This is a genomic window from Nostoc sp. DSM 114160 (genome assembly GCF_053470305.1).
The window spans coordinates 562,684-586,371 of the sequence record NZ_JBPFGO010000002.1; the positions used below are offsets into that span (position 1 = coordinate 562,684).

A 23,688-nucleotide genomic window follows, 5' to 3' on the forward strand; every position below is an offset into this window, starting at 1 on the left:
TGGAAGAACGCTTCTTGAAGAAAAAACCTGCTAATCCCACCCAGCCGCCATCCCCAGATGGAAACCAAGATGGACAATCAAGAGCGATGCCAACTCCAGTTGGAGACGCTGCGCCAGCGACGAACGCTCATCAACATTCATCTGTAATTATCAGGCAGAATGCTGATGATAACAAACGTAATGATTCGAGTAAGTAAAAAAGGAATAGGGTTAAGGCAAGAAACGCGATGAATCGCCGTCAAGACAAAAGACTGGTTATTGTAGAGACGGCGATTTATCGCGTCTTTGCGATCGATTATCGTATCTTTAGCGATCTAAAATTTTCATTAAAAAAGTTTAATCAAACCGTATTGGGCGTCAGCCTGCCGTTAGGCAAGCGGAGAGAGGCTTAGTACAGCATTTCATTAATTCGTAATGCATGGGCTTGCAATGTTAATGCATCGACTTGCAATGCTAATGCATCGACTTGCAATGTTAATGCATCGACTTGCAATGCTAATGCATCGACTTGCAATGCTAATGCATCGACTTGCAATGTTAATGCATCGACTTGCAATGTTAATGCATCGACTTGCAATGTTAATGCATCGACTTGCAATGTTAATGCATCGACTTGCATTAAAAACGCTACGCTTTTACGCAAAGCTGTACTTAGAAAGCTAGTTTCATTTTTTTTCTGCTTGTATGAAACCACCCTGCCTCCTCGCTGGTGCTGAGGGGTTCAGTACCAACTCAACCCAGAATCGGTATTATTACAAGAGGTAAAGATTAAGCTGTAACTTTGGGAACCACTGACACAATGTAGAGTATCTCCTGATAATTTAGCAAAGCTATAAGCATTGGAGCAAAGCAAATGAACGCTAAATTAATCGTTTTTTCTGGCTTTGTGACAGCATTTGTAGGTGCAGGAATTGGCTTTATTATTGCTAATTTACTTCCTTGCCCTTACACAAGTCAAATGTATAAAGATTTAGAGCAAAAATATGCGATCGTTGGTGCAGTCGCAGGCTTGCTGATTGGTTCTAGTCAAGAAATGATTCGAGAACTTAAGCAAGAGCGGGATGCAGAAGAAGAATTGCTGCGGGATTTGAACAAAGCTATTCACTCAAGTACAGATCGAGAAAATTGATGACAATTTTTTGACAATAACTAACAGCTATAGCAAAAATTCCGATCGCAATTCTGGAAAACTGCAAAGCAAAACACCATACAAACAAGTGGTAACTCTGGAATTGGGCTAGCAGTCGCACTTCCCTTCGCCCGTAAAGCTGCCGATGTGCTGATGTATGCAGGTGTGTAGATTGGTGGTTTGGTGAGTCCAACTGCACTCTTTTGACTATTAGATGCCTTTTAAACGGCAGGCGATCGCGTTGCATTGTCTGGAGTGTCAAAGAGTTTAGTTATGTTAAGTAATTCGTTATAATTAATATAAATTAATTGTTACAGAGGATTGGCATAAGCCACCAATTTTAAAAATAGTGCGCTACTATCGACAAGCAATAAAAAATCTCCTAGAGGTCTGATATTAATACGCCTCTAGTTATAAGTTGAAGAGGATAAAAAAGATGGTTCAAAGTATAGGCGGTATAGCGAAATATTCAGCTACCGACCTAGACCGATTTGCTCAACAACTGAATCAAGACGGAATTTGTGTGATTCCCGGTGTTTTTGAGCAAAAATTAATTGACGAGTGGGCACAAGCTTTTGAAAAATTATTTCACGAGCGTCAAAATCAACCGGGTGGGTTGGCTCCTCGTGAAGTTTCCCGCTACTATCTAACCTTGCCTTGGATTTACCCATTTGCTAATGAGTTAGTTTTTGCTAACCCAGTGATTATGGGTATTTTAGATCGCGTGTTTTACCAAGAGTACGTAATGGTTCAGATGGGAGTTGATGTTCCATTCCAAGGTTCAGATTATCAGGAAACCCATCGGGATTTTCGCCCGTTGTTTAGCGATCGCATAGTTACACCACTGTACGCCCTCGCAGTTAACTTTCCCCTTGTAGAAGTAACCGCAGACAACGGCCCGTTCCAAATGGCGCGTGGAACCCATGTTATACCGCGTGAAGAGGGATTAGAAAAGGTTGCCAGTGGTGAAATTCCGATGGAATCTTTTTATATGCAGCCAGGTGACGTAATGGTGCGATCGCCTTTAGCACTACATCGGGGTTCCCCAAATCGGACAAACCACCCAAGACCGATGGTAGTCATGGGCTATGCTATGCATTGGTTGCACACACCAAAGGTAGATTTGACTCTCCCACAAGACTATTATCAAAGCCTCCCAGAAAAACTAAAGCAGATGCTACGGTGTCAGCTAGTAGAAAGCTTACCTAAGAACAAAGTCGAAACTTACGTGAATTTCAAATACTAGTAGTTCGCCAAGCAAACTTGGCGGGGTAAAGGGGGAAAGAGTTTAAATCCCTTACCCTTTACCCTTTTCCCTTTCCCCAGCCCTCACCCAGCATTTTTGGGTTGCCAGACTACTAGTGGAAGAAAGATTTTTGTCATTATTCCATAGATAATTTAAGATGCAAACCTATACTAATCCAGTCTACAAAGGTTATTTTGCCGATCCTTTTGTTTGGCAACACGAAGGCGTATATTATGCGATCGGCACTGGCGCAGCAGAAGCAGAAGGAACGGTAGATGAAATAGTGGACGCACCAAATGTTAACTCCAATAAAAAATCCTGTGTCTTTCCTCTGTTACGCTCTTTCGACTTTGTGAATTGGGATTATGTTGGGAACGCGCTACAGCGGCCAGATCCCGCCCTTGGCGATAATTTTTGGGCCCCCGAAGTTGCTTACTGCGATCGCCAATTTTATCTCTACTATTCTGTAGGGCATGAAGATAAAAATCATCAGTTACGTGTAGCTACAAGCGATACTCCGTTAGGGCCATATCAAGATGTTGGTGAGCCAGTCGTAGATCCAAAATCTTGTCCTTTTGCGATCGATCCGCACCCATTTCAGGATGACGATGGACAGTGGTATTTGTTTTACGCCCGTGATTTTCTGGATACATCCGATGGAGTGCGTGCTGGCACAGCATTAGTTGTAGACAAACTCCAAACCATGACTAAACTTGCTGGTGAAGGGAAAGTGGTTTTACGGGCGCGATCCGATTGGCAACGTTTTTTAGCTAACCGTTTGATGTATGGTGAAATCTATGATTGGCATACTTTAGAAGGTCCCTGCGTTCGTAAGCATGAAGGTAAATACTACTGCTTTTATAGTGGTGGACGCTGGGAAACTGAGAACTACGGCGTAGATTATGGCGTTGCTGACAACGTGATGGGCCCTTACTCTGATGCAGGTAACGAAACCGGGCCACGGGTGCTAAAGTCTGTTCCTAATTTTGTCATCGGGCCGGGACATAATTCTATTGTTCTTGGGCCAGATGGTAAGACTGAGTATGTTGTCTACCATGCTTGGACGAAAAACATGGATATGCGGCAAATCTGCTTAGATATGCTGATATGGAAACCAGAAGGACCATCTTGTAATGGCCCTACCTGGACACCGCAGACTATCAGCAACTATTGAGGATTTTGCGATACATTAACACCGCTAACTTTGGCTGGTATAACAACGCTATAGTAGCCAGCTGCGATCGCTGCTAATGCATTAAGCAAAACATTAGCACCGAACAATGGCATTAAGCCAAAAAATGTCTTACCCAAAGGCAACAATCCAACGATTGCCAGCAAGGCATAAGAAACTGCAAAACCACGATTGAATAGACGCGCAGTGGTAGTATTCTTGTAAGAAGTAATTCCTAACAATCCTACGGCGCAACGTACAATGTTATGCAAAAAGTTGGTAGGAATTGCACCAAAGATATAACCAAAACCCGCAGATACTTGCATTCATTACTCGTAATTCCTTTGACTAATGGAGTGATAACTAAAGTTTTAGCTAATATGAAACTTGCAATTATCTGTCACAGGTTTCAATGTATTCTCTGTCAGTAGATTTAAGATTGAGTTTGAGATTTTACATCTCAATTAATAATTTTAATTAAAAATATAATTACATCATTAATAAAGAAGCGCTCAACTTTTCAATCCAGAAAATTTGCTAGTTAATTTATTAATCTTGAATGCTACTAAAAAGCAACATTATGAGTTTTGAATATCAATGCTTATACTTGCTGCATTACCTATTTTCTTAGAGAAATATTTAGATAAAAGCGATCGCTTCACGGATTGGCATCATTGGAAGCGATCGCGTGAGGTTTATGAATTGAATTACGAGCAATTGTACATATAGCCAAAAAGCTTTTAACCTACCCAAGGCTGAGAGAATATATATATCATCAGGGTGAAATTTATAATACTTGTTTTTCAGAAACCAACAATAAAAGAAATTACTTCATTTACTATAGGTTATAAAATAATTGTTACAACAATATGTATCCTAAATGACAAAATAATGTAGATATTGTAAATAAATATTTTTTTATGTTTAAAAAATAGCTAGTTCGTATATACTGTCATATTATCCAAATTAATATGAATAACAAAGCAAATTAATAAATAACCAGAGATTATTAATTTTAATACTAGAAATAATTATTTTCATGATGTTGTGTACGAAACCGAACAGACAAACATAATTATATTTGCATAGGTTTATAACTAAAAAAACGTTACATAAATCAATAATCAATGAATTTCAGCTCAAGATATAGTGCTTAAGACTTAATCAAGAAAGTAATTTTATATTTATTTGGATAGATGAAACAATTAGATATAAAACAGTATTTTATTCTTGGTGCAACAAAGTATTGATGAGACCGATTCAATATTGAAAAGCAGCAAAATATGTTGCAAGCTTTTGCCTGGAAGTAAGCTTGGTGTTGCTTTACATAGAAAAGGTATTAGCGTTTAGCTAGTCAGAATTAATAATTTAAATAATGAGACGAACTATGGCAAGTGAAAAATCTCAAGTCAAAAACAACGGTGTCAGCAATGTTATTTCGTCGAAGCAGCGTAAAACAAAGCGATCGCAGCTAGCCCAAACGCAATCATCGAGTACATCACTGCTGAATTTAACTTCGTCTAACAAAAAAGTTCAATCAACAGAAACCTTTAAAGACACGCCTGATATAGTTTGTTTATCTCATTTGCGTTGGAATTTCGTCTATCAAAGACCACAACATCTTCTTAGTCGCTGCGCCCAAGGAAAGCGAGTGTTCTTTATTGAGGAACCAATTTTCTCTGAAGAACCGTTGGCAAGGTTAGATGTAAACCAAGATTCTCATGGAGTAGTTGTGGTTGTACCACAGCTGCAACAAGGTTTAAGCGAAGAAGCAATCAACGCAAATTTACAAGCACTAATTAATAATTTATTTGCAGAGCATAATATCAACAAATACATTTGTTGGTATTACACACCAATGGCGATCGCTTTCACGCGCCACTTGCAACCCCAAGCCGTGGTGTATGATTGCATGGATGAATTGTCTGCATTCCACGGCGCATCACCCACTTTAAAGAATTACGAAGCCGAACTATTCAAGCGTGCAGACTTAGTATTTACAGGGGGACAAAGCCTTTACGAAAGTAAGGTGAACCAGCATCCCAACGTTTATGCCTTTCCCAGCAGTGTAGATGTCCCCCACTTTGGTCAGGCGAGAAATCTTCAAGAACCAGAAGATCAAGCTCATATTCCCCATCCTCGCCTTGGATTCTTTGGCGTAATTGACGAACGGATGGATATTGAACTGCTTGCTGGTATTGCCGAAGCCCGTCCTGACTGGCATCTAGTAATTATTGGGCCAGTTGTCAAAATCGATCCCGCAACTCTGCCACAGCATGAAAATATCCATTATCTCGGTGGCAGAGACTATAAACAGCTACCTGCCTATTTAGCAGGGTGGGACTTGGCAATGTTGCCGTTTGCGCGTAATGAGTCAACACGTTTTATTAGCCCTACCAAAACTCCAGAGTATCTTGCCGCAGGTAGGCCTGTAGTATCTACCTCAATTCGTGATGTAGTGCGTCCTTATGGAGAGTCAAAACTGGTGCGAATTGCAGACACAGTTTCTGAGTTCGTTACCGCCGCAGAACTTGCAATGCAAGAGGATACCCCAGCCTCAGAATGGTTGAGTCGAGTAGATGCCTTTTTAGAAAAGATTTCTTGGGATCGCACTTGGGCATCAATGATGAAGCTGATTGACTCTGCGATCGCAGCGCGTAATGGTGAAGACAAAGCTAACTCCACAGGTGCGGCTGGTAAACAAGCACCAAATGTCATTACCAGAGATTTTGTCTTCGATTACTTGGTTGTCGGTGCTGGTTTTTCTGGTAGCGTCATTGCTGAACGTTTGGCAACTCAAGGTAAAAAAGTGCTGGTTGTAGACAAGCGCAATCACATAGGCGGCAATGCCTACGATCATTATGACGATCATGGCGTTCTCGTACACAAATACGGCCCCCACATCTTTCACACCAACTCCCGCGAAGTTTTTGAATACCTCTCTCGGTTTACTAAGTGGCGGTCTTACGAGCATCGCGTCCTTGCCAGTGTAGACGGGCAACTTGTTCCGATTCCGATCAACCTCGACACCATCAACAAGCTGTATGGCATGAATCTCAATTCATTTGAGGTGGAAGAGTTTTACAAATCGCTTGCTGAACCAATGGAATACATCCGCACTAGTGAGGATGTGGTGGTGAGCAAAGTTGGGCGAGAACTGTATGAAAAGTTTTTCCGAAATTATACGCGCAAACAATGGGGACTCGACCCATCGGAACTTGACAAATCAGTAATTGCCAGAATTCCCACCCGTACCAATCGTGACGATCGCTATTTTACCGATAGCTACCAAGCGATGCCGCTACACGGCTTTACCCGGATGTTTGACAATATGCTAAATCATCCGAACATCAAGGTAATGCTTAACACTGATTATCAGGAAATTCAAAAAGCTATACCTTGCCGGGAGATGGTATATTCCGGGCCAGTTGACGAATTCTTTGATTATCGCTACGGCAAACTACCATATCGTTCGCTTGATTTCAAGCATGAGACGCATAATACCTCAGTGTTTCAATCAGCGCCGGTCATCAACTATCCCAATGAACAGCTTTATACGCGGGTGACAGAGTTTAAATACTTAACTGGTCAGGAACACTCTAAAACAAGTATTGTTTATGAGTTTCCCAAAGCTGAAGGAGACCCTTATTATCCTGTACCGCGTTCTGAAAATCAGGAAATTTACAAGAAATACAAGGTGCTGGCAGATGAAACTCCAGGGATCTATTTTGTGGGGCGGCTAGGGACTTACAAGTACTACAACATGGATCAATGTGTTGCTCAAGCTTTGTCTGTATACAAACAAATTGCGGTTAAGGCTTGAAAAGAGGCAGGGGAGCAGGGAGAGGAGGTGCAGGGGGGAATAGCACTAAGATAAATCCAAAGTCTTGTGTTGCGTCGTTCCCAGCCTGGAGGCTGGGAACCCATTTTGCGAGGCTCCGCCTCTTCTTTCTTGACCAGAGGCAGAGCCTCTTGGAACTCGTTCCCAGTCTTCAGACTGGGAACGAGGTTAAATAAGACTTTCAGCTTTTCTTAGTGCCGCCACTACAAAAGTTGAAAAGAACGCATCAAATAAAATATCAGCTTGAGTTGTAAATTATGACTTCTGCTTTCAAGACACTCAACACTCCTAAATCAAAACTTGCTCTAGAAGTTTGGGCTGGTGTCGAGTGTACGGTTAATCGTGTGGGTGAAGAGTATTTCGATCAGTTAGAACGCAATGGCCATGCAACCCGCTTGGATGACCTAGATTTATTCGCCCAACTTGGCATACACGCTATCCGTTATCCAGTGCTTTGGGAGAGGATAGCGCCCAATGGTTTAGAGAATGCTGATTGGTCGTGGGCGGATGAACGGCTGGGACGCTTGCGCGAACTCGGCATCCGTCCGATTGTGGGGCTAGTGCATCATGGCAGTGGGCCGCGTGATACCAGCTTGGTAGATCCAGAATTTTCTGAGAAACTAGCGCTGTTTGCTCGTGCGGTTGCAGAACGCTATCCTTGGGTAACACATTACACACCCATCAACGAGCCACTGACAACAGCACGATTTAGTGGGATGTATGGTCACTGGTATCCTCACGGAAAGGACGATTTAACTTTTGCCCGTGCTTTGTTAGGAGAGTGCAAAGCGATCGCTGTTTCGATGCAGGCAATCAGAGAAGTCAATCCCAATGCCCAACTCCTACAAACTGAGGATTTGGGTAAAACTCATAGTACGCCAAAGCTGGCTTATCAAGCAGAATTTGAGAATGAACGTCGCTGGTTGAGTTTGGATTTATTATGCGGTCGAATCAACCCAACTCATCCGATGTGGAGTTACTTGCGCGACTGTGGCATCAGCGAGACTGAACTTGAAGAATTTTTGCAATATATCTGTCCACCCGACATTATCGGCATTAACCATTACCTGACAAGCGAACGCTTTTTAGATGAAAACCTAGAAAACTATCCAGCTTGGACGCATGGTGGTAATGGTCGAGATAAGTATGCAGATGTAGAGGCAGTGCGAGTTTGCGCTGAGGGTTTGGCAGGGCCGCAGACATTGCTCAAAGAGACATGGGAACGTTACAAACTACCCTTTGCTGTCACTGAAGTTCACCTGAGTTGCACCCGTGAGGAACAACTACGCTGGCTCAATGAAGTGTGGAATGCAGCTCAAGAATTACGAGACCAAGGTGCAGATATTCGTGCTGTAACTGTTTGGGCACTTTTAGGCAGCTACGATTGGAATAGTTTAGTGACTCGCTCCGCAGGATACTACGAGTCAGGCGTGTTCGATTTGCGCTCTCCCCAGCCTAGACAAACAGCGATCGCTAAGATGGTGCAGGATTTAGCCACTGGGCATAAACCCAATCATCCATTACTTGATACACCAGGATGGTGGCATCGAGAAGAGCGCCTATTATACCCAGCCGTCAGTTGTCGCATATCTCCCCCATCTCTCCCGTTTTCTTCCCCTGCTTCTCTTCGTCCCTTGGCGATCGTCGGAGCCACAGGAACTCTAGGCAAAGCTTTTGCTCGGTTGTGTGAAGTGCGAGGAATTTCATATTGTCTGCTAAGACGCCAAGATATGGATATTGCCAATCCTACTTCCGTCAATCAAGTACTTACCGAATTGCAACCGTGGGCAGTTGTGAACGCTGCCGGATACGTGCGGGTAGACGATGCCGAACGCGAACCCGATGTTTGTTTAAAGGTAAACGCTGAAGGGGCAGCGATTTTAGCTGCTGCTTGCGCTCAACATAATGTGGCGCTGCTAACTTTCTCTTCAGATTTGGTATTCGATGGTGCTGAGTCTAATCCTTATGTCGAAACTGATACCGTTGCGCCCCTCAATGTATATGGATGCAGCAAAGTTTTGGCAGAAAAGCTAGTATTACAGGCTCATCCGGCATCACTAATGATTCGCACCAGCGCATTTTTTGGCCCGTGGGATGATTACAACTTTGTGACGATCGCCCTGCGGCAACTAGCTGCTGGAAATACTTTTGTCGCAGCCGAAGATGCGATCGTTTCGCCTACTTATGTACCCGATCTTGTTCATGCCAGTCTTGATTTATTGATTGATGGCGAGAAAGGTTTGTGGCATTTGGCTAACAAAAGTGCTATAGCTTGGTCTGACTTAGCCCGATTAGCGGCGAAAAAAGCAGGTGTGAGTGTCAGCAATCTAATTGCTCTTCCTACGCAAGAACTTGGTTGGATTGCTCCCCGCCCAGCTTACAGCGTTCTCGGTAGCAATCGAGGTGAATTAATGCCACACCTTGACAGTGCAATTTCTCGCTACTTGGAAGAAAGAAATTAGTGGTCTGGTTAGCAATCTAATTTTAAGGGGAGACAAGGGGACAAGGGGGACAAGGGGGACAAGGGAGAATTATTGAACGAAGTCTCTCCCTTGTCTACCTTGTCTCTTCCCCATTCCCCATTCCCCATTCCCTATTCGCCATCGCCAAATTATGTCAACTATTTTAGTCACGGGAGGAGCCGGATATATTGGCTCCCATGCTGTATTAGCTCTAAAAAATGCAGGTTATAAAGTAATTGTTTTAGATAATCTGTCGAACGGGCATCGAGAACTTGTAGAAGAAGTTTTGCAGGTAAAATTGATTGTTGGAGATATGAGCGATCGCTCTCTTCTTGATGACATATTTTCAACTCACAATATAACTGCGGTTATGCATTTTGCTGCTTATATCGCAGTCGGTGAATCTGTCATCCATCCAGCCAAATATTACCATAATAATGTTGCAGGTACTCTAACGCTTTTAGAAGCAATGATTGCTGCATCTGTTAACAAATTTATCTTTTCTTCTACTTGCGCTCTTTATGGTGTACCAAAGTTTGTTCCTCTTACCGAAGACCATCCGCAAGATCCCATTAGTCCTTATGCTACTAGCAAGTGGATGGTAGAAAGAATTTTATCTGATTTTGATACCGCCTACAATTTAAAGTCTGTACGTTTCCGTTACTTTAACGCCGCCGGTGCTGACCCTAATGGGTTGCTGGGTGAAGACCACGAACCTGAAACTCATCTCATACCATTAGTACTACTAACTGCTTTTGGTAAGCGCGAATCTATTTTGATTTTCGGTACAGATTACCCTACCCCAGACGGAACTTGTATCCGCGATTATATTCATGTGACTGACTTGGCACAAGCCCATATTTTAGGTTTGGAATATCTACTCAAAGGTGGAGAAAGCGAAGTATTTAATCTAGGAAATGGTAGTGGTTTTTCAGTCAGAGAAGTGATAGAAACTGCTAAAGAGATAACAGGCAAAGAAATTAAAATAGAAGAACGCGATCGCAGGCCAGGGGACCCTCCTATTTTAGTTGGCAGCAGCGACAAAGCAACTAAAATATTGGGTTGGCATCCAGAGTATCCTAATTTGAACGAAATTATCGCCCATGCTTGGCAATGGCATCAACAACGACATAAATAAAGACATTTTAAAACATCCTGTAAGGCTTAGGAATTCATTCTTTCGGTACTCGTAAACCAATGGTAGAACTTGTTTAAATTAAAGAATGGCTTAAAACAAGTATCAGTTAGTATTAGTTAATGAGCGCAATCGAGTTTCAAAATTTACCTAATGCACAGCAGTGTCAAAAAAGTATACTGCCCTCTTTAGGGCTAGTTTGCATCACCTCGGACAAACAAGTGCGCTTTCGGACAATGACGCGCACCCGATACTTAAAACTTTCCCTTAGCGATCGCGAAAGTGCCCTGAGTGAACTGTATCGCCATAATTTACAACGCTTACATGATGCTCTCTCCTTTTGTCAGCAGAATAAAATTCAACTTTATCGGATGTCTTCTAATTTATTTCCCCTAAGTGACTTAGAAGACGAAATCGGCGCAAATATATTAGAAGCAATGAGTACTGATTTAGCAGCAATTGGTCAACGAGCGAATGCATTGAACATCAGAATGGTATTGCATCCAGATCAATATGTAGTGCTGAGTTCTGATTCCCCCGAAGTGGTACAGGCAAGTATCAATAATTTAGCAGGACATGCACGTATACTTGACTTACTGGGATTACCGCGATCGCCTTGGTCATTGATGAATATTCATGGTGGCAAATCTCAACGGGCTGAACAACTAGTAAAAGTAATTTCCGAACTACCAGAAAACATCAAAAGTCGCTTGACTTTAGAAAACGATGAATACGCCTATAGTGCCGATGAAATTTTAGCAGTATGTCAGCAAGCTGATGTGCCGATGGTATTTGATGCCCATCACCATATTTGCCACGAAAATTTGGATAGCTACGATCGTCCGAGTGTAGCATCCATGTTTTACGCAGCGCGAGAAACTTGGAAAAATCCAGATTGGCAATTAGTCCATATTTCCAATGGTGAGCAAGCTTTCAATGACCGAAAACACAGCGACTTGATTACCGATATGCCTCACGTCTACTATCAAGCACCGTGGATTGAAGTCGAAGCCAAACAAAAAGAAGAAGCGATCGCACTTTTGCGTTCTGGGTGGCTAACGAACAATAATTGTATGTAAATTTGCGATCGCTACAACTAATTGACGAACCTGTTAAAGCGATTGCAGTCCCACAAAATTCATACTAACAAGAAGAAATTATATGACACCGACCATCATTGTCCACGGTGGAGCAAAAACCATCACAGACGACAAAGTTGCAGCCAATAATGCAGGCTGTACAGCAGCAGTAGAGGCTGGTTGGGCTGTGCTAATTAGTGGGGGTACTGCCGCCGAAGCTGTGGAAGCAGCTACTCGTGTTTTGGAAGCTGACCCCGACATTTAACGCTGGTCTTGGCGCAACTCTCAACAGCGACGGAGAAGTGGAGTTAGACGCGGCAATTATGGAAGGCTCTTTAAGTTGGGGAGCAGTTGCAGCAGTTCAAGGTATACGTCATCCCATCTCGGTTGCCCGAAAAATTATGGATGAAAAACCCAGGCTGCTAGTAGCGCGGGGTGGAGAACGTTTCGCCATAGATTGTGGTGCTGAAATGTGTAAAAAAGAAGACTTAATAGCCGAAGAACAATGGCAGCAGTGGAAGGAAGATCGGGAAGTTATCGATCGCCCCAACACCATAGGTTGTGTAGCTTTGGATACTAGCGGCGTCTTAGCTGCTGGTACTTCAACTGGCGGGACTACGAAGCAGCAGCAAGGTCGCGTCGGTGACACTGCGCTTGTTGGCTGTGGCTTGTACGCTGATAATAAATTCGGCGCTTGCTCAACAACAGGCGATGGCGAGTCGATTATCCCGGTGGTTTTGGCTAAAACTGCGATCGACTTTTTGAGTGGCGATCGGCATCCAGATGAAGCCGCACAAATGGCAATTGACGCTTTGGTTTCTAAGGTTAAAGGTGAAGCTGGGTGCATCCTCATAGACCGTCAAGGACGCGTTGGCTGGGCGTATAACTCATCACACATGGCTTGTGCTTATATGACCGCAGGACAAGACAAGGTGGCTGCATTTACTAAGAAATAACTCCTACCAATTCGTAATTCGTAATGACGCTCCTGCATCGCTAACGTAATTCGTAATTGGTAATTTGTAATAGCCTGAGCAAGGTTAATGCTAACGTAATCCGTAATTCAGAAAGTAACATTTGATCTAGATTTTAAAGTTTGAATGTGTAGCTTTATTTTTTGAAATTGATGTTACTCATAAAAAAAAAGGAGACTTGTTTGCTATCAACAACCGCATCCCTCGATGAATGCGGTTTCTCGGAGGACTAGATGAATTCAAAATATAACTTTCAATACTTTCAAGGGAATTCTCTTTCTGACTTGTTTGCTGAAGATATCACAGATGCATCTTATGGGTTTATCCTGAATTACCCTGCAACTGCCAGTTGGGCTGCTTATCCCAACCGAAAAAAATATTTTCTTCAAGATGGCAGTAGTGAAGCCACCAAAACCTCCTTCGACAAGATTTGTCAGAAGGAACCGTGGAAAAATCTGGCTGTATTAGGCGATCGCATTCCTGGAATTGTGATTATTCCACCACCAAAATCTCTGCTTGAATACTGGCAAGAGCATTTTGGCTTCAGCGACTCCAATCGATCGATGATGGATTGCTCAACTTATTTGGATGACCTCAGCCACAGCGAACGCTTTGACAAACTGATCGCGTTATTTCCTTTTGATTGCCTAAAACCTGAAAAACACGCTGTTGATTCAGACACTCATTACCGCTTACTCAGCAAAGTAACTTTAGCCGAACTGGGGGTGCAATGTCCAAAATACGAAAGCTACAATTTACATGAAGTCAATCTCGAAGAGATTCAATTACCACAATTTCCCTACTTAATTAAAACGTCCCACGGCCTCTCAGGGGAAGGCACTTATATCATCAAAAGCCTTAACGATCTGAACTACTGCTTTGAGGAAATCAGGAAATACCTCAATATTAAGTCGCTCGATTGGATTATTGTCTCGGAGTTCGTCAAAAATGAGGTGCAGAATTACTGCGTACAGTTTTATGTCAACAAAACGGGAGAGATAACCCTCATCGGCACTACCAGCCAACTCGTCACTCCAGAAGGTAACTATTTAGGCGGACTAATTGACTACCGCAACACTGACACGAGCAAATTCTTTGAAATGATTGCCGCCATTGGTCAGTATGCTTACAAACATGGTTATTTCGGCGTGATTGGGTTCGATGTGCTAGAAGATCGAGACGGACAATTTTATGCGATCGATGCCAATTTCCGAGTTAATGGCTCGACTCCGTTGTGCTTACAGCGTCACACCCTACTGGGACTGGGAAAGGAAGTTGCTAAATATTCTAGTAGCTACCGCATGGAAGGTACATTAGATTCAATTTTAGTCACCTTAAAACCAGAACTAGATCGCAAGGACTTAATCGTTCTGTCGGCTTTAGAGAGGGTCAAATACGGAAAAATTTACACCGAAATATATGCGATCGTGGCTGGAGAAACTATCCAGGAAATGCAGCATATCGAGCAGAAATTACAGGATAAGGGATTGCGAGCGAATCCTTAAACAGGAGGCGAGACATGAAATTTCAAATAGAATGTAATACAGGCAAAATTAGCAAAAGATGTTTAATTTGTCAGCAAACCTCTCAAGCAGATGAAGCTAGGTTAATTGTATGCAATGACCAAGGCGAAAGCTATGGAGATATATGCCATCAATGTATAGCTCAGGGCGGTAATTGGGTTAAATGTCAACTCCAAAAATTCAGCCAGAAACTACTAGCTTGAAAATTATTTTAAGGATATTAAAGGTTGGTAGTAAGCGGCTGTAGCCTTTAAAATAGGGCTATAGTCGCTTACTACAAGCAAATTTAATTAATTTTACATTCAATAACATTAGGAGAATAATATAACTGAGATAACTAAATGAGTAAACTACAAATCGGTACTAGTGGTTGGGTTTATAAGCATTGGATGGATATTTTCTATCCACCACATTTGGCTAGTGACCAGCAACTATCATTTTACGCCCAACATTTTGCTACTGTAGAAATTAACTTTTCCTTTTATCGTTTGCCAGAACGGTCTGTCTTTGAAACTTGGTGTAGGCAAACACCATCTAACTTTATTTTTGCTGTTAAAGGTAGCCGCTATCTCACCCACATGAAGAAATTAAAAGACCCGATAGAGCCGCTATCTCGCCTAATGGAACGCGCATCTGGATTGCAAGAAAAGCTCGGCCCTATTTTATTTCAATTTCCTCATACTTGGCAGATTAATATTGAACGTCTTCAGCCCTTTTTAGAATTACTGCAAACCTACCCTCAACAAAGATTTACAGTTGAATTTCGTCATTCAAGTTGGCTGATTCCACAAATTTATCAACTACTAGAAAGTGCAGGTGTAGCTCTTTGTCTACCTGTCAGCCCAACAGTTCCTCTTGATATCTGTTTGACTGCCCCTTGGACTTATATCCGTATGCACAGTGGGCAATGGAACGTAGGTTATACCGATGAAGAATTATCTACATGGGTTGAACGTATCCGTTCATTTCTAATCCAAGAAATTGACGTTTACGTGTATTTCAACAACGACCCCGATGGAAACGCTATTCGTGATGCTCAACGACTCTATAGTTTGCTGGGATGTTGTTGAAATACATAATTGAAAACTGATTATTCCACTTCTATCAGATCGGTTGACTGCTTCATTGGGAATAAGAATCGCATTAGCTGGCCTAGTGGTATAGAGCGTTGCTCCTGAACAAAAACTAAGGGTACAAGTGCAGCCATGCGTAGTAAGCCTGAGATAACAAACAACCCCAGCAAACCCGCAACACCGGACAGAGTTGCTAGAAAGCTACCGACAGTAATACCCATTGCTCCAGTGATACCAGCAATTGCAGCTGCGATCGCAAAATAACTCGACTGATGACCCCAACGGTGCTATTCCCATCATCAAATTGTTGGTACACAAATCAATTGCTGCCCACGTTGCGCCAGCTAGTATGTGCAACAAGGGTAGCCAGATCCAAAAAGAAATGCGATCGCTTCCAACCAAAAGCCACAGCAGAGGTGTCACCGCCACCAAGACTCCCACTAATAGTAGTAGTGGGCGATTCCCAATTCGGTCGGCCAGTTTGCCCCACAAAAGCAGCATTAGCATATTTGCACCAGTTCCTAAGCCGTGATAAATCGTTACTACACTAATATCTATATCCAGGTTATCCAGCATATAGAGGTTAAAGAAAGGATTGCTGATGTTAACAGCAAAGCACCAAATGCTCAGGTAAAGCACAAACTTCAAAAAATTAGCATCTTTAAACAAGCTCAAATCTATTCCTTGGGGCTGTGAGTGTGATGTGTCTGAATCCCCAACTTTTAAAAGCTGCGGGTTTATATCAGTCATCCAGAACTGACAGCCCACACTGATTAGCCCTAATATGATTCCTATAACCAAGACAGTGCCATAACCTTGAAGGGTTCCACCAGGCCAAGCTGATACCGCTAAACCTAGTAGAGGCACACCAACAAGGTTAGTCAAGCCGAGAATACTATTGCGAAAGCCGAAATATCGCCCCCGTAACCGTTGAGGTACTAACACAGCTGACCACCCAAGCCAAGGCGCACGACCAAAAGCTTCGATGATATTAGCTACTAAGAGAATTGCCAATGTCAACTGTACTACTTGGTATCCAGTAATACGAGATGAAGTAACCAACCAAATCGCTGGCAGAAGAACCAACCATAGCAGCCGCGACGGGATGAAAATACACATAAAATACCAACGGAAGCTGGTACTTCGATTTACCAAATACGCTCCCAGTGGTTGGAGCAGATTCACCATCTGAGGGATGGCGGCGAGTAGACCAATTTCGGCTGCCCCAGCGCCTAACTCTAGCAAGAAATTACTGAGCAACGCGCCGCCGATGATACTATAAAGAACCGCAGCAAAGACACTTTCAAAAGTTAACGCCCTGAGACTTTGGCGAATTTCTGGCTTAGGAATTTTTAGAAACAGTTTTGGAGTTGGGAAAAGTACCGTCTCTGTTAATGCCCTATCCTCTGAGATTTCTTGAATAGGGACAGGGGGAAGAGAACTAGCTTCTACTGAAATGTCATCTTCTTGGGGCTGAACCATATTATCTAGTTAATATTTAAAGATTTAAATTGTTATAGCTCTGATTAACCAAAATTAGTAAAACTTATATATGATTTCGTCAATAAGTCTAAGGCATTGCAATTGCTTACTTGTCCAGAAGGCTATAGGACTCATATTTGATTTCTGAAAAAGCTCAGTAGAACTATGAAGCCTTCTTTCCCCTTGCAAGAGTGCCTATTGCCTATTCCCTGTCTACGCAAATCAGTATGCCTACACCACGCTCCGCGAACAGAAATCAAAGCGGATTGCTATAGTTCATAGTAAGTATTGACTATAAATTGCTTTAACAGAAATCACTAACATATAACTGCGGTTTGGCTTCTATAAAATAAGTCAGTTCTTTAACGTATCGCTTACAGATTTCGCTAGAAGCTTTCAGATAAAATAAATTTAGCAGTTAATTAATATTCTCCGAATATAAAATAATAGGATTTTTTCAAAATCATTCTTGAGAATTAATACCTTTATATAGAAATCCTAAGATTTAGCTTCTACTAGTACACATAGATAGAAATCATGCTGCATTTATATAGCTAATAGTTGAATTTAAATTGAACTTCTTTGAGTCACGTTCTTAAATGATGTATAGAAAAAATTTACCAGATATGCTATTTATAGCAGTTTCCAGCCAGATAAGGTATAGAAAAAATAATTAACTACAGATGAAAATATATCCTTGTAGGGGTTTATATCTGTGCGCTCCTACCCATGTACCTCATTCAAAGGAGAATTGCTATATCTTATATCTATTTCATCTCCTCACCCCAGCGATACTAAATATCTAATCTATGACCAATTACATAAGTCTTGATAAAATTATTTCACTGGAAATTTCTATCGTGAGGTATGACTGCTCATCCTTATAAATGTGCCAGGATCGCAACATTAGTCAAATTTTTTTATGGCACAGACAGAAATTAACGACATATCGGCAGATAGCTCCTTAGTCGATCCAGAAAAAGACCTTTTAGGACATGCGAACTTTGCCAAGTATTTAGCGGAAAGTATTTGCAGAATGACCTATCCTGAAGGTTTCGTTATTGCAGTTTACGGTTCTTGGAACTCTGGCAAATCTACACTATTAAACTTTGTAGTTCACTATCTTCAGCAAAAGCCAGAGGAGGAGAAACCAATCATCGTTCCTTTTAATCCTTGGTTATTCTCTGGGCATCAAAATATCACAAGGCGCTTTTTTGATCAATTAAAAAACGTTTTAAGTCAACAGTCATCCGTACCAAAAGGTTTGAAAGAGAGACTAGCTGATTTTGCCGCTGTTATTTCAGACATTCCTTTACCTTATGCTCAAACAGGCAAAGCATTAGCGGCATTATTGGATGAGAAGGACAAGGAAGCTGGTGAATTAAAAGAAGAAGTAGAAAACACATTAGTACAGCAACAACGGCGAATAGTTGTAACAATTGACGATATCGATCGGTTGGCTGCGGAAGATATTAAGCAGTTATTTCGTATTTTCAAAGCAATGCGGAATTTTACTAATCTTGTCTATCTTATGGTTTTTGATAAAGAAGTTGTAATCAGAAAAATTGCAGATACTAAAGAAATATCTGAAGAAGCATATTTAGAAAAGATTATTCAAGTTAGTTTTGAGTTACCTAATCCTGATAAAATCTCGCTTCGGAGGCTGCTTTTTGAAAAGCTGAATTATATATTTTATCAAACACCAAAACAACAAATTAACCAAACTCGCTGGGGTGATATTTACTTTCAAGGAATAGAACATTTTCTTACTAGTATCCGCGATATTACTCGTTTTATTAACACTTTAACAGTGACGTATCCAGCAGTAAAAGATGAAGTAAACCCTGTTGATTTCCTTGCCATTGAGTCTTTGCGAGTCTTTTGCCCAAAAATTTATAGTATAATCCATCAAAATCCTCATATTTTTGTAGGAGAGGTAAAGCTTTCAATAGACGAACTCAAGAATCTTCTGAATACCTGGATTGCTCAACTGCGAGATGAAGACAAGCAGCCTATTAAAAACCTGCTAATGCACCTTTTTCCTAAGTTAAAATTCATTATGGATAATACTTCTCTAGATGAAAAGCAATTGGAATGGCGCGAACAGCTACGTGTGTGTAGTTTAGAAATATTTCCTATTTACTTTCGTCTGTCGTTATCAGCAAGTGAATTGTCTAATATTCAGATAAAAATTATCCTTGGTTTGGTGGAAAATACAGAAAAACTTAGAAATTATCTGATAAAACTTGCTAAACAAAAACTTCCAAATGGCACAACGCAAGCCAGGGTGTTCATAGAAAATCTAGAAAATTCCACCGAAGAAATTCCTGTGAATTACATCCCTTCAGTTGTAGAAGCTTTGTTTGATCTCAGCGAGCAATTATTATCTCAAGATGATGAATCTCATAGCATTCTTGCTTTTAGCAATGAAGTTATTATTAGTCGTTGTATCTCGCAACTCTTGCGTCAAATCAATGAAATATCCCGGTTTGAGTTGCTCAAAAAAGTAATTATCCAAGGGAAAGCGTTACCAATAATTAATCATGAAATTGCAATACTAAAAGAGCAACAAAGTCAATATGGTACAGATAAATCTAATTATGAAGAAAAATGGCTTGTGAACGCACAGCACCTCAAAGAACTAGAAGAAATAACTAGAAAAATATAGGTAAAAACTGATACCATCTATCAAAAATATAAAATCTGGATTTATTTATAGTGTTTCTTAGTTGGGTACAACATAGTAACAAAAGTGGGTTAAAAATAAATTTCCTTCTTGGCGATCAAAATACTACTACTAGATATATAAATATTCTATAACCCACGAAAGATTTAGATATCTGCAACACTTTCTAATATCAGGGAATATACTTTACTTACCACATTGCAGTCATGGAATCGTATGACGTTGTAATTATTGGCGCTGGTCATAATGGCTTAGTTTGTGCTGGCTACCTGCTAAAAGCTGGTTACAGCGTCCTGTTATTAGAAGGGCGATCGCTCCCTGGTGGCGGTTCTACAACTGAAGAACTTATGCCTGATGAAGCACCTGGTTTTAAATTTAGTCCTTGCGCGATTAACCATCTGTTTATTTTCTTAGGGCCAGTCATCCAAGAGTTGGAACTGCATAAGTACGGCTTGGAATATCTTAGCTGCGATCCAGTTGCCTTTTGCCCTCATCCAGATGGGAAGTATTTCTTAGCTCACAAATCGGTGGAAAAAACTTGTGCCGAAATTGCCCGTTACAGTCAGCGTGATGCTGAAAAATACGCTGAATATGCCGATTTTTGGCAGCGCTTTATCACAGGAATTGCTCCTTTCTTCAATGCACCACCCAAATCAATTGTTGATATTGCTGGTAATTACAATCTCAATAGTCTGCAAGACTTATTTTCCCTTCTAGGTGGCTCTAACACAACCCTTGATTTACTCCGTACCTTACTCAGCAGTGCCACAGATAATATTAACGAGTACTTCGATTCTGAGTTTGTCAAAGCACCTCTGGCTAGACTCTCAGCCGAACTAAGTTCCCCTCCCTCACAAAAAGCTATGTCCTTTGGGGCGATGATGATGATGTTGCGTCATAATCCCGGTATGGCAAGACCGCGTGGTGGTAGTGGTGGACTTGTGGAAGCTTTGGTGAAAATGGTAAAAGCTGAAGGTGGTACGATTCTCACCGACCAAAAGGTAGAAAAAGTATTGGTAGATAATGGTAAAGCAGTTGGTGTGCGGGTTGCTGGTGGCAAAGAATATCGTGCTAACAAAGGTGTAATTTCAAGTATTGATGCCAAGCGCTTATTCTTGCAACTGATGGATAGTAGCGATGTCGATAATAGCGATGGCAACTTGCGCGAAAGGTTAGACCGCCGCATCGTCAACAACAATGAAACCATCCTCAAAATTGATTGTGCTTTATCTGAACCGTTACGCTTTGTCCATCACAATCATCAAGATAATTATCTGATGGGTTCTATTCTGATTGCCGATTCCGTCAATCATGTAGAACAAGCTCATAGTCTGATTACTCTGGGGAAAATTCCTGATGAAGATCCATCGATGTATGTGGTAATGCCTACCGGACTCGACCCATCGATGGCGCCGGAAGGCAAGCATACATTATGGATAGAGTTTTTTGCACCTTATCAAATTGCTGGTGCAGACGGTACAGGTTTAAAAGGTACGGGTTGGACAGATGAACTAAAAAACAAAGTTGCAGACAAAGTGATTAATAAACTGGCGCAATATTCGCCCAATCTGCAACATTCAATCATCGCTCGTCATGTGGAAAGTCCGGCTGAGTTGGGAGAACGGCTAGGGAGTTACAAAGGTAATTATTACCACATTGATATGACCTTAGAACAAATGCTTTGCTTCCGTCCGCTGCCGGAATTAGCTAACTACAAAACACCAATTGATAACTTGTATCTTACTGGTGCTGGAACTCATCCGGGTGGTTCAATTTCCGGTTTGCCGGGACGTAACTGTGCGCGTGTGTTTTTGCATAATGAGCAACCCATCGCCCAGAAAATCAAGGAAGCCGGAGGTTCAATCAAATCTGCTCTTACATCTGTCTTAAGGAGTGAATCAGACTAAGAGACTGTTTATAAAAAAAGTAAATAGCATTAGGAGATTGCATCATTTGAAAGTTGATTATGAAGTATTTAAACGGCTACAAATGATGTTTGGTAAGCTTTTTGGAAAAAGTTGCTAATACTTTTTAGTCGAAACTATCAAAAGTCTAGACAATGCCCTGAGATACTTCCCGTGACGCTTTTAGATTCCCCAATAGACAGAGAACTGCAACCGTAATAGTAACTAAGATGTGGGTGTAGTAGAGTTATTCAGGAATATTTGCAATGGCAGCTGAAACTAACAAAGTGGTTGAATTATCTACTGAAGCTAAAGCCTATAATGGTGTCGATCGCAATGCTTGGATTTTTGGATGGAATCCGCAACAAGAATTGTGGAATGGGCGTTTAGCGATGATTGGCTTTATTTCTTACGTACTTTGGGATTTAGCTGGCTATAGTTTAGTGCGTGACGTACTCCACTTGGTTCGCTAATTCTTCACTGATGATTTATCCCCTCTTGGGGAAATAATTCAATAAATAACAATTTAGGAGCGTTGTAATAAACTTACTCGTGAATTATAGTCTAATGCCGAGGCTATATATGGACGCACGAATACAATAATCTAAAGGAGAAAAATATGATAACTAAAAACACAATACATGCATTAGGAGTATTTGCGAATTCTCAAGAAATAGAGCAGGCAATTAATGAATTGAAAACTGCAAATTTTCCTATGGAAAAAGTTTCTGTTATTGCTAAAGATGTAGAGCAAGGTGAAAACTTAGGTGAGGCGCAGATAAGCGATCGCATTGGCGATCGAGATGTCGATACAACTGGAGCCGTAGGAGATACGCTGACAGCAACTACTTGGGGTAGCGCGTTACTTGGTTTGAGTAGTTTGGCACTTCCCGGTTTAGGAGCTGTGCTAGCAGCAGGTTCCGTAGGTGTAGCATTGGTTAGTAGCATCGCAGGTGTTGCTGTGGGAGCCGCAGCAAATCAGAATTTACTGAAGGCATTAGGCGATTTAGGTATACCCGAAGACAGAGCCAGAGTTTATAGCGATCGCCTCCAGCAGAGTTCTTATTTGCTCATATTAGAAGGCTCAGAAGAAGAAATTCATCGCGTTGAACCCATATTACGCGATCGGGGTATTGATTATTGGGGCGTTTATGATTCCTCGCAGGCTTCAAATGGTGGGGCAAATTAGCGCTTTTTTCAAACAAAATGTTTTTCACAAATGTTGCTATATCTGTGCATTGAATCCAGAATTTTTCACAAATTTTTATAACGGTTCTTGTGCGGATTATCTTAGAAAAAAGAACGGAGTAAACCTGATGGATACACAGCAGCATACCTGTGACGACCACCTGCTGAAAACTTTTGTAGTATTTTGATCGAGAATTTGCACAGAAGTTTCGTTCAGAATATGTCCAGGTAATTCAAGGAAAATTCATGAATTAACGTGAGTTCGACGAGTGCTATTTTGACCTCTCCCTCAGCCCCTCTCCTACCAGGAGAGGGGAGCAAAAGTCAGTTTTAATTATATCTAGTTATTTCTACCTTTTTTGTTAATCCTAAAGTTAGATGTAATTTTTCTGATTAAAGGCAAAATTGTAATAAATAATTAAACAGGATAAAATCATGAAAACTGACAACGTAAGCAATTCTAACAACACCGAACGAACAACACTTGAAGGTGGAAGTAAAGAAGCTCTAAATCAAAAAACCTCTATCCAATTTCTACTTAGCATAACTTTGGGAGTATTAACAATTGTTCTAGTTGCTGCAAGTGCTTATTACGGACTTATTCGGTTTTAATCTGATTTATTAAAGTAGGAAGTTTTGGTTTTTTTGAGCGCATTGAATCTTTCAAATATAACAAGATCCTCAGCAAAATGTATGGTGGTGCTTTTAGTTTATCAAAAGCCCTTATTGGGGTAAAAGCACTGCCATACTTTTCTTATGATGGAGGAGCAGTTCTAGTTTTGGCAAATAAGCTGT

At 41.3% G+C, this 23,688-nt stretch carries 24 protein-coding genes and 1 pseudogene; 20 read left to right on the plus strand and 5 right to left on the minus strand.

Going from position 1 to position 23,688, the window contains the following annotated elements:
• The first annotated feature begins 14 nt into the window (after positions 1-14).
• Positions 15-197, plus strand: coding sequence for a hypothetical protein (locus NSTCB13_RS19405; RefSeq protein ID WP_448273523.1), 183 nt, complete (start codon positions 15-17; stop codon positions 195-197).
• A 30-nt stretch (positions 198-227) separates the two neighbouring features.
• Positions 228-392, plus strand: a complete 165-nt coding sequence (locus NSTCB13_RS19410) for a hypothetical protein (protein WP_448267401.1) — start codon at positions 228-230, stop codon at positions 390-392.
• On the opposite strand, the gene NSTCB13_RS19415 is transcribed toward NSTCB13_RS19410, so the two are convergent.
• The gene (locus NSTCB13_RS19415; protein ID WP_448267402.1) at positions 389-619 is read right to left on the minus strand and encodes a hypothetical protein; all 231 of its coding nucleotides are present in this window, start codon (positions 617-619) and stop codon (positions 389-391) included. The genes NSTCB13_RS19410 and NSTCB13_RS19415 overlap by 4 nt on opposite strands.
• 234 nt (positions 620-853) lie before the next feature.
• On the opposite strand from NSTCB13_RS19415, the gene NSTCB13_RS19420 reads away from it, so the two are divergent.
• Positions 854-1,129 carry a hypothetical protein gene (locus tag NSTCB13_RS19420; RefSeq protein ID WP_448273524.1) on the plus strand — a complete coding sequence of 92 codons (276 nt, stop codon included), beginning with the start codon at positions 854-856 and terminating at the stop codon, positions 1,127-1,129.
• On the opposite strand, the gene NSTCB13_RS19425 is transcribed toward NSTCB13_RS19420, so the two are convergent.
• Positions 1,098-1,391 (minus strand): hypothetical protein, encoded by a 294-nt coding sequence (locus tag NSTCB13_RS19425; RefSeq protein ID WP_448273525.1) that lies wholly within the window; start codon positions 1,389-1,391, stop codon positions 1,098-1,100. The two genes, NSTCB13_RS19420 and NSTCB13_RS19425, sit on opposite strands and share 32 nt — an antisense overlap.
• 174 nt (positions 1,392-1,565) lie before the next feature.
• Between NSTCB13_RS19425 and NSTCB13_RS19430 the strand changes: the two genes are divergently transcribed.
• Both NSTCB13_RS19430 and NSTCB13_RS19435 read left to right on the plus strand, forming a co-directional pair.
• Positions 1,566-2,375, plus strand: coding sequence for a phytanoyl-CoA dioxygenase family protein (locus tag NSTCB13_RS19430; protein ID WP_448267406.1), 810 nt, complete (start codon positions 1,566-1,568; stop codon positions 2,373-2,375).
• 157 nt (positions 2,376-2,532) lie between these two features.
• Positions 2,533-3,549: a glycoside hydrolase family 43 protein gene (locus tag NSTCB13_RS19435; RefSeq protein WP_448273526.1), complete on the plus strand. Its 1,017-nt coding sequence runs from the start codon at positions 2,533-2,535 to the stop codon at positions 3,547-3,549.
• Here the strand turns inward: NSTCB13_RS19435 and NSTCB13_RS19440 are convergent.
• Positions 3,543-3,863: pseudogene (locus NSTCB13_RS19440) on the minus strand (DUF4383 domain-containing protein); the annotation flags it as partial. The gene NSTCB13_RS19435 and the pseudogene NSTCB13_RS19440 overlap by 7 nt on opposite strands.
• A gap of 280 nt (positions 3,864-4,143) precedes the next feature.
• On the opposite strand from NSTCB13_RS19440, the gene NSTCB13_RS19445 reads away from it, so the two are divergent.
• From NSTCB13_RS19445 to NSTCB13_RS19490, 10 genes are all read left to right on the plus strand, one after another.
• Complete coding sequence (locus NSTCB13_RS19445; RefSeq protein WP_445631191.1) at positions 4,144-4,275, plus strand: hypothetical protein; 132 nt, start codon at positions 4,144-4,146, stop codon at positions 4,273-4,275.
• A 646-nt stretch (positions 4,276-4,921) separates the two neighbouring features.
• Entirely contained in the window at positions 4,922-7,369 is a 2,448-nt protein-coding gene (gene glf / locus NSTCB13_RS19450) for a UDP-galactopyranose mutase (RefSeq protein WP_448273527.1), read from the plus strand.
• A gap of 275 nt (positions 7,370-7,644) precedes the next feature.
• Positions 7,645-9,849, plus strand: a complete 2,205-nt coding sequence (locus NSTCB13_RS19455) for a family 1 glycosylhydrolase (protein ID WP_448267411.1) — start codon at positions 7,645-7,647, stop codon at positions 9,847-9,849.
• A 151-nt stretch (positions 9,850-10,000) separates the two neighbouring features.
• Positions 10,001-10,987 carry a UDP-glucose 4-epimerase GalE gene (gene galE, locus NSTCB13_RS19460; protein WP_448273528.1) on the plus strand — a complete coding sequence of 329 codons (987 nt, stop codon included), beginning with the start codon at positions 10,001-10,003 and terminating at the stop codon, positions 10,985-10,987.
• Between the two features lie 119 nt (positions 10,988-11,106).
• Positions 11,107-12,063 (plus strand): UV DNA damage repair endonuclease UvsE, encoded by a 957-nt coding sequence (uvsE, locus tag NSTCB13_RS19465; protein ID WP_448273529.1) that lies wholly within the window; start codon positions 11,107-11,109, stop codon positions 12,061-12,063.
• A gap of 82 nt (positions 12,064-12,145) precedes the next feature.
• Positions 12,146-12,328 (plus strand): isoaspartyl peptidase/L-asparaginase, encoded by a 183-nt coding sequence (locus NSTCB13_RS19470; RefSeq protein ID WP_448273530.1) that lies wholly within the window; start codon positions 12,146-12,148, stop codon positions 12,326-12,328.
• Positions 12,300-13,019: an isoaspartyl peptidase/L-asparaginase family protein gene (locus NSTCB13_RS19475; RefSeq protein ID WP_448273531.1), complete on the plus strand. Its 720-nt coding sequence runs from the start codon at positions 12,300-12,302 to the stop codon at positions 13,017-13,019. Before NSTCB13_RS19470 ends, NSTCB13_RS19475 begins: the two co-directional genes overlap by 29 nt.
• A 251-nt stretch (positions 13,020-13,270) precedes the next feature.
• Entirely contained in the window at positions 13,271-14,542 is a 1,272-nt protein-coding gene (locus NSTCB13_RS19480) for an ATP-grasp domain-containing protein (protein ID WP_448273532.1), read from the plus strand.
• A gap of 14 nt (positions 14,543-14,556) precedes the next feature.
• Positions 14,557-14,763, plus strand: coding sequence for a hypothetical protein (locus NSTCB13_RS19485; RefSeq protein WP_445631185.1), 207 nt, complete (start codon positions 14,557-14,559; stop codon positions 14,761-14,763).
• Between the two features lie 138 nt (positions 14,764-14,901).
• Positions 14,902-15,630, plus strand: a complete 729-nt coding sequence (locus NSTCB13_RS19490; RefSeq protein ID WP_448273533.1) for a DUF72 domain-containing protein — start codon at positions 14,902-14,904, stop codon at positions 15,628-15,630.
• 20 nt (positions 15,631-15,650) lie between these two features.
• On the opposite strand, the gene NSTCB13_RS19495 is transcribed toward NSTCB13_RS19490, so the two are convergent.
• The gene (locus NSTCB13_RS19495) at positions 15,651-15,854 is read right to left on the minus strand and encodes a hypothetical protein (RefSeq protein ID WP_448273534.1); all 204 of its coding nucleotides are present in this window, start codon (positions 15,852-15,854) and stop codon (positions 15,651-15,653) included.
• Positions 15,835-17,115 carry an MFS transporter gene (locus NSTCB13_RS19500; RefSeq protein ID WP_448273535.1) on the minus strand — a complete coding sequence of 427 codons (1,281 nt, stop codon included), beginning with the start codon at positions 17,113-17,115 and terminating at the stop codon, positions 15,835-15,837. Before NSTCB13_RS19500 ends, NSTCB13_RS19495 begins: the two co-directional genes overlap by 20 nt.
• Positions 17,116-18,037: 922 nt before the next feature.
• Between NSTCB13_RS19500 and NSTCB13_RS19505 the strand changes: the two genes are divergently transcribed.
• The 5 genes from NSTCB13_RS19505 (at position 18,038) to NSTCB13_RS19525 (ending at position 23,505) form a co-directional block, all read left to right on the plus strand.
• The gene (locus NSTCB13_RS19505) at positions 18,038-19,783 is read left to right on the plus strand and encodes a KAP family NTPase (RefSeq protein ID WP_448273536.1); all 1,746 of its coding nucleotides are present in this window, start codon (positions 18,038-18,040) and stop codon (positions 19,781-19,783) included.
• Between the two features lie 224 nt (positions 19,784-20,007).
• Entirely contained in the window at positions 20,008-21,708 is a 1,701-nt protein-coding gene (gene crtO, locus NSTCB13_RS19510) for a beta-carotene ketolase CrtO (RefSeq protein ID WP_445631181.1), read from the plus strand.
• A 263-nt stretch (positions 21,709-21,971) separates the two neighbouring features.
• On the plus strand, positions 21,972-22,178 hold the full coding sequence (locus NSTCB13_RS19515; RefSeq protein ID WP_445631180.1) for a high light inducible protein: 207 nt from the start codon (positions 21,972-21,974) through the stop codon (positions 22,176-22,178).
• A gap of 146 nt (positions 22,179-22,324) precedes the next feature.
• Complete coding sequence (locus NSTCB13_RS19520; RefSeq protein WP_448273537.1) at positions 22,325-22,894, plus strand: hypothetical protein; 570 nt, start codon at positions 22,325-22,327, stop codon at positions 22,892-22,894.
• A gap of 434 nt (positions 22,895-23,328) precedes the next feature.
• On the plus strand, positions 23,329-23,505 hold the full coding sequence (locus NSTCB13_RS19525) for a hypothetical protein (protein WP_448267420.1): 177 nt from the start codon (positions 23,329-23,331) through the stop codon (positions 23,503-23,505).
• The last annotated feature ends 183 nt before the right edge of the window (positions 23,506-23,688 follow it).

Excerpts from the sequence above, each read along its gene's own strand:
- NSTCB13_RS19520 (WP_448273537.1), top strand. The coding sequence starts at position 22,325 with ATGATAACTAAAAACACAATACATGCATTAGGAGTATTTGCGAATTCT.
- uvsE (WP_448273529.1), top strand. The coding sequence starts at position 11,107 with ATGAGCGCAATCGAGTTTCAAAATTTACCTAATGCACAGCAGTGTCAA.
- NSTCB13_RS19490 (WP_448273533.1), top strand. The coding sequence starts at position 14,902 with ATGAGTAAACTACAAATCGGTACTAGTGGTTGGGTTTATAAGCATTGG.
- NSTCB13_RS19480 (WP_448273532.1), top strand. The coding sequence starts at position 13,271 with ATGAATTCAAAATATAACTTTCAATACTTTCAAGGGAATTCTCTTTCT.
- NSTCB13_RS19445 (WP_445631191.1), top strand. The coding sequence starts at position 4,144 with ATGCTTATACTTGCTGCATTACCTATTTTCTTAGAGAAATATTTAGAT.
- galE (WP_448273528.1), top strand. The coding sequence starts at position 10,001 with ATGTCAACTATTTTAGTCACGGGAGGAGCCGGATATATTGGCTCCCAT.
- NSTCB13_RS19455 (WP_448267411.1), top strand. The coding sequence starts at position 7,645 with ATGACTTCTGCTTTCAAGACACTCAACACTCCTAAATCAAAACTTGCT.
- NSTCB13_RS19485 (WP_445631185.1), top strand. The coding sequence starts at position 14,557 with ATGAAATTTCAAATAGAATGTAATACAGGCAAAATTAGCAAAAGATGT.
- crtO (WP_445631181.1), top strand. The coding sequence starts at position 20,008 with ATGGAATCGTATGACGTTGTAATTATTGGCGCTGGTCATAATGGCTTA.
- NSTCB13_RS19420 (WP_448273524.1), top strand. The coding sequence starts at position 854 with ATGAACGCTAAATTAATCGTTTTTTCTGGCTTTGTGACAGCATTTGTA.
- NSTCB13_RS19500 (WP_448273535.1), bottom strand. The coding sequence starts at position 17,115 with ATGGTTCAGCCCCAAGAAGATGACATTTCAGTAGAAGCTAGTTCTCTT.
- NSTCB13_RS19515 (WP_445631180.1), top strand. The coding sequence starts at position 21,972 with ATGGCAGCTGAAACTAACAAAGTGGTTGAATTATCTACTGAAGCTAAA.
- NSTCB13_RS19505 (WP_448273536.1), top strand. The coding sequence starts at position 18,038 with ATGGCACAGACAGAAATTAACGACATATCGGCAGATAGCTCCTTAGTC.
- NSTCB13_RS19435 (WP_448273526.1), top strand. The coding sequence starts at position 2,533 with ATGCAAACCTATACTAATCCAGTCTACAAAGGTTATTTTGCCGATCCT.
- NSTCB13_RS19525 (WP_448267420.1), top strand. The coding sequence starts at position 23,329 with ATGAAAACTGACAACGTAAGCAATTCTAACAACACCGAACGAACAACA.
- glf (WP_448273527.1), top strand. The coding sequence starts at position 4,922 with ATGAGACGAACTATGGCAAGTGAAAAATCTCAAGTCAAAAACAACGGT.
- NSTCB13_RS19410 (WP_448267401.1), top strand. The coding sequence starts at position 228 with ATGAATCGCCGTCAAGACAAAAGACTGGTTATTGTAGAGACGGCGATT.
- NSTCB13_RS19415 (WP_448267402.1), bottom strand. The coding sequence starts at position 619 with ATGCAAGTCGATGCATTAACATTGCAAGTCGATGCATTAACATTGCAA.
- NSTCB13_RS19430 (WP_448267406.1), top strand. The coding sequence starts at position 1,566 with ATGGTTCAAAGTATAGGCGGTATAGCGAAATATTCAGCTACCGACCTA.
- NSTCB13_RS19495 (WP_448273534.1), bottom strand. The coding sequence starts at position 15,854 with ATGGGTATTACTGTCGGTAGCTTTCTAGCAACTCTGTCCGGTGTTGCG.
- NSTCB13_RS19470 (WP_448273530.1), top strand. The coding sequence starts at position 12,146 with ATGACACCGACCATCATTGTCCACGGTGGAGCAAAAACCATCACAGAC.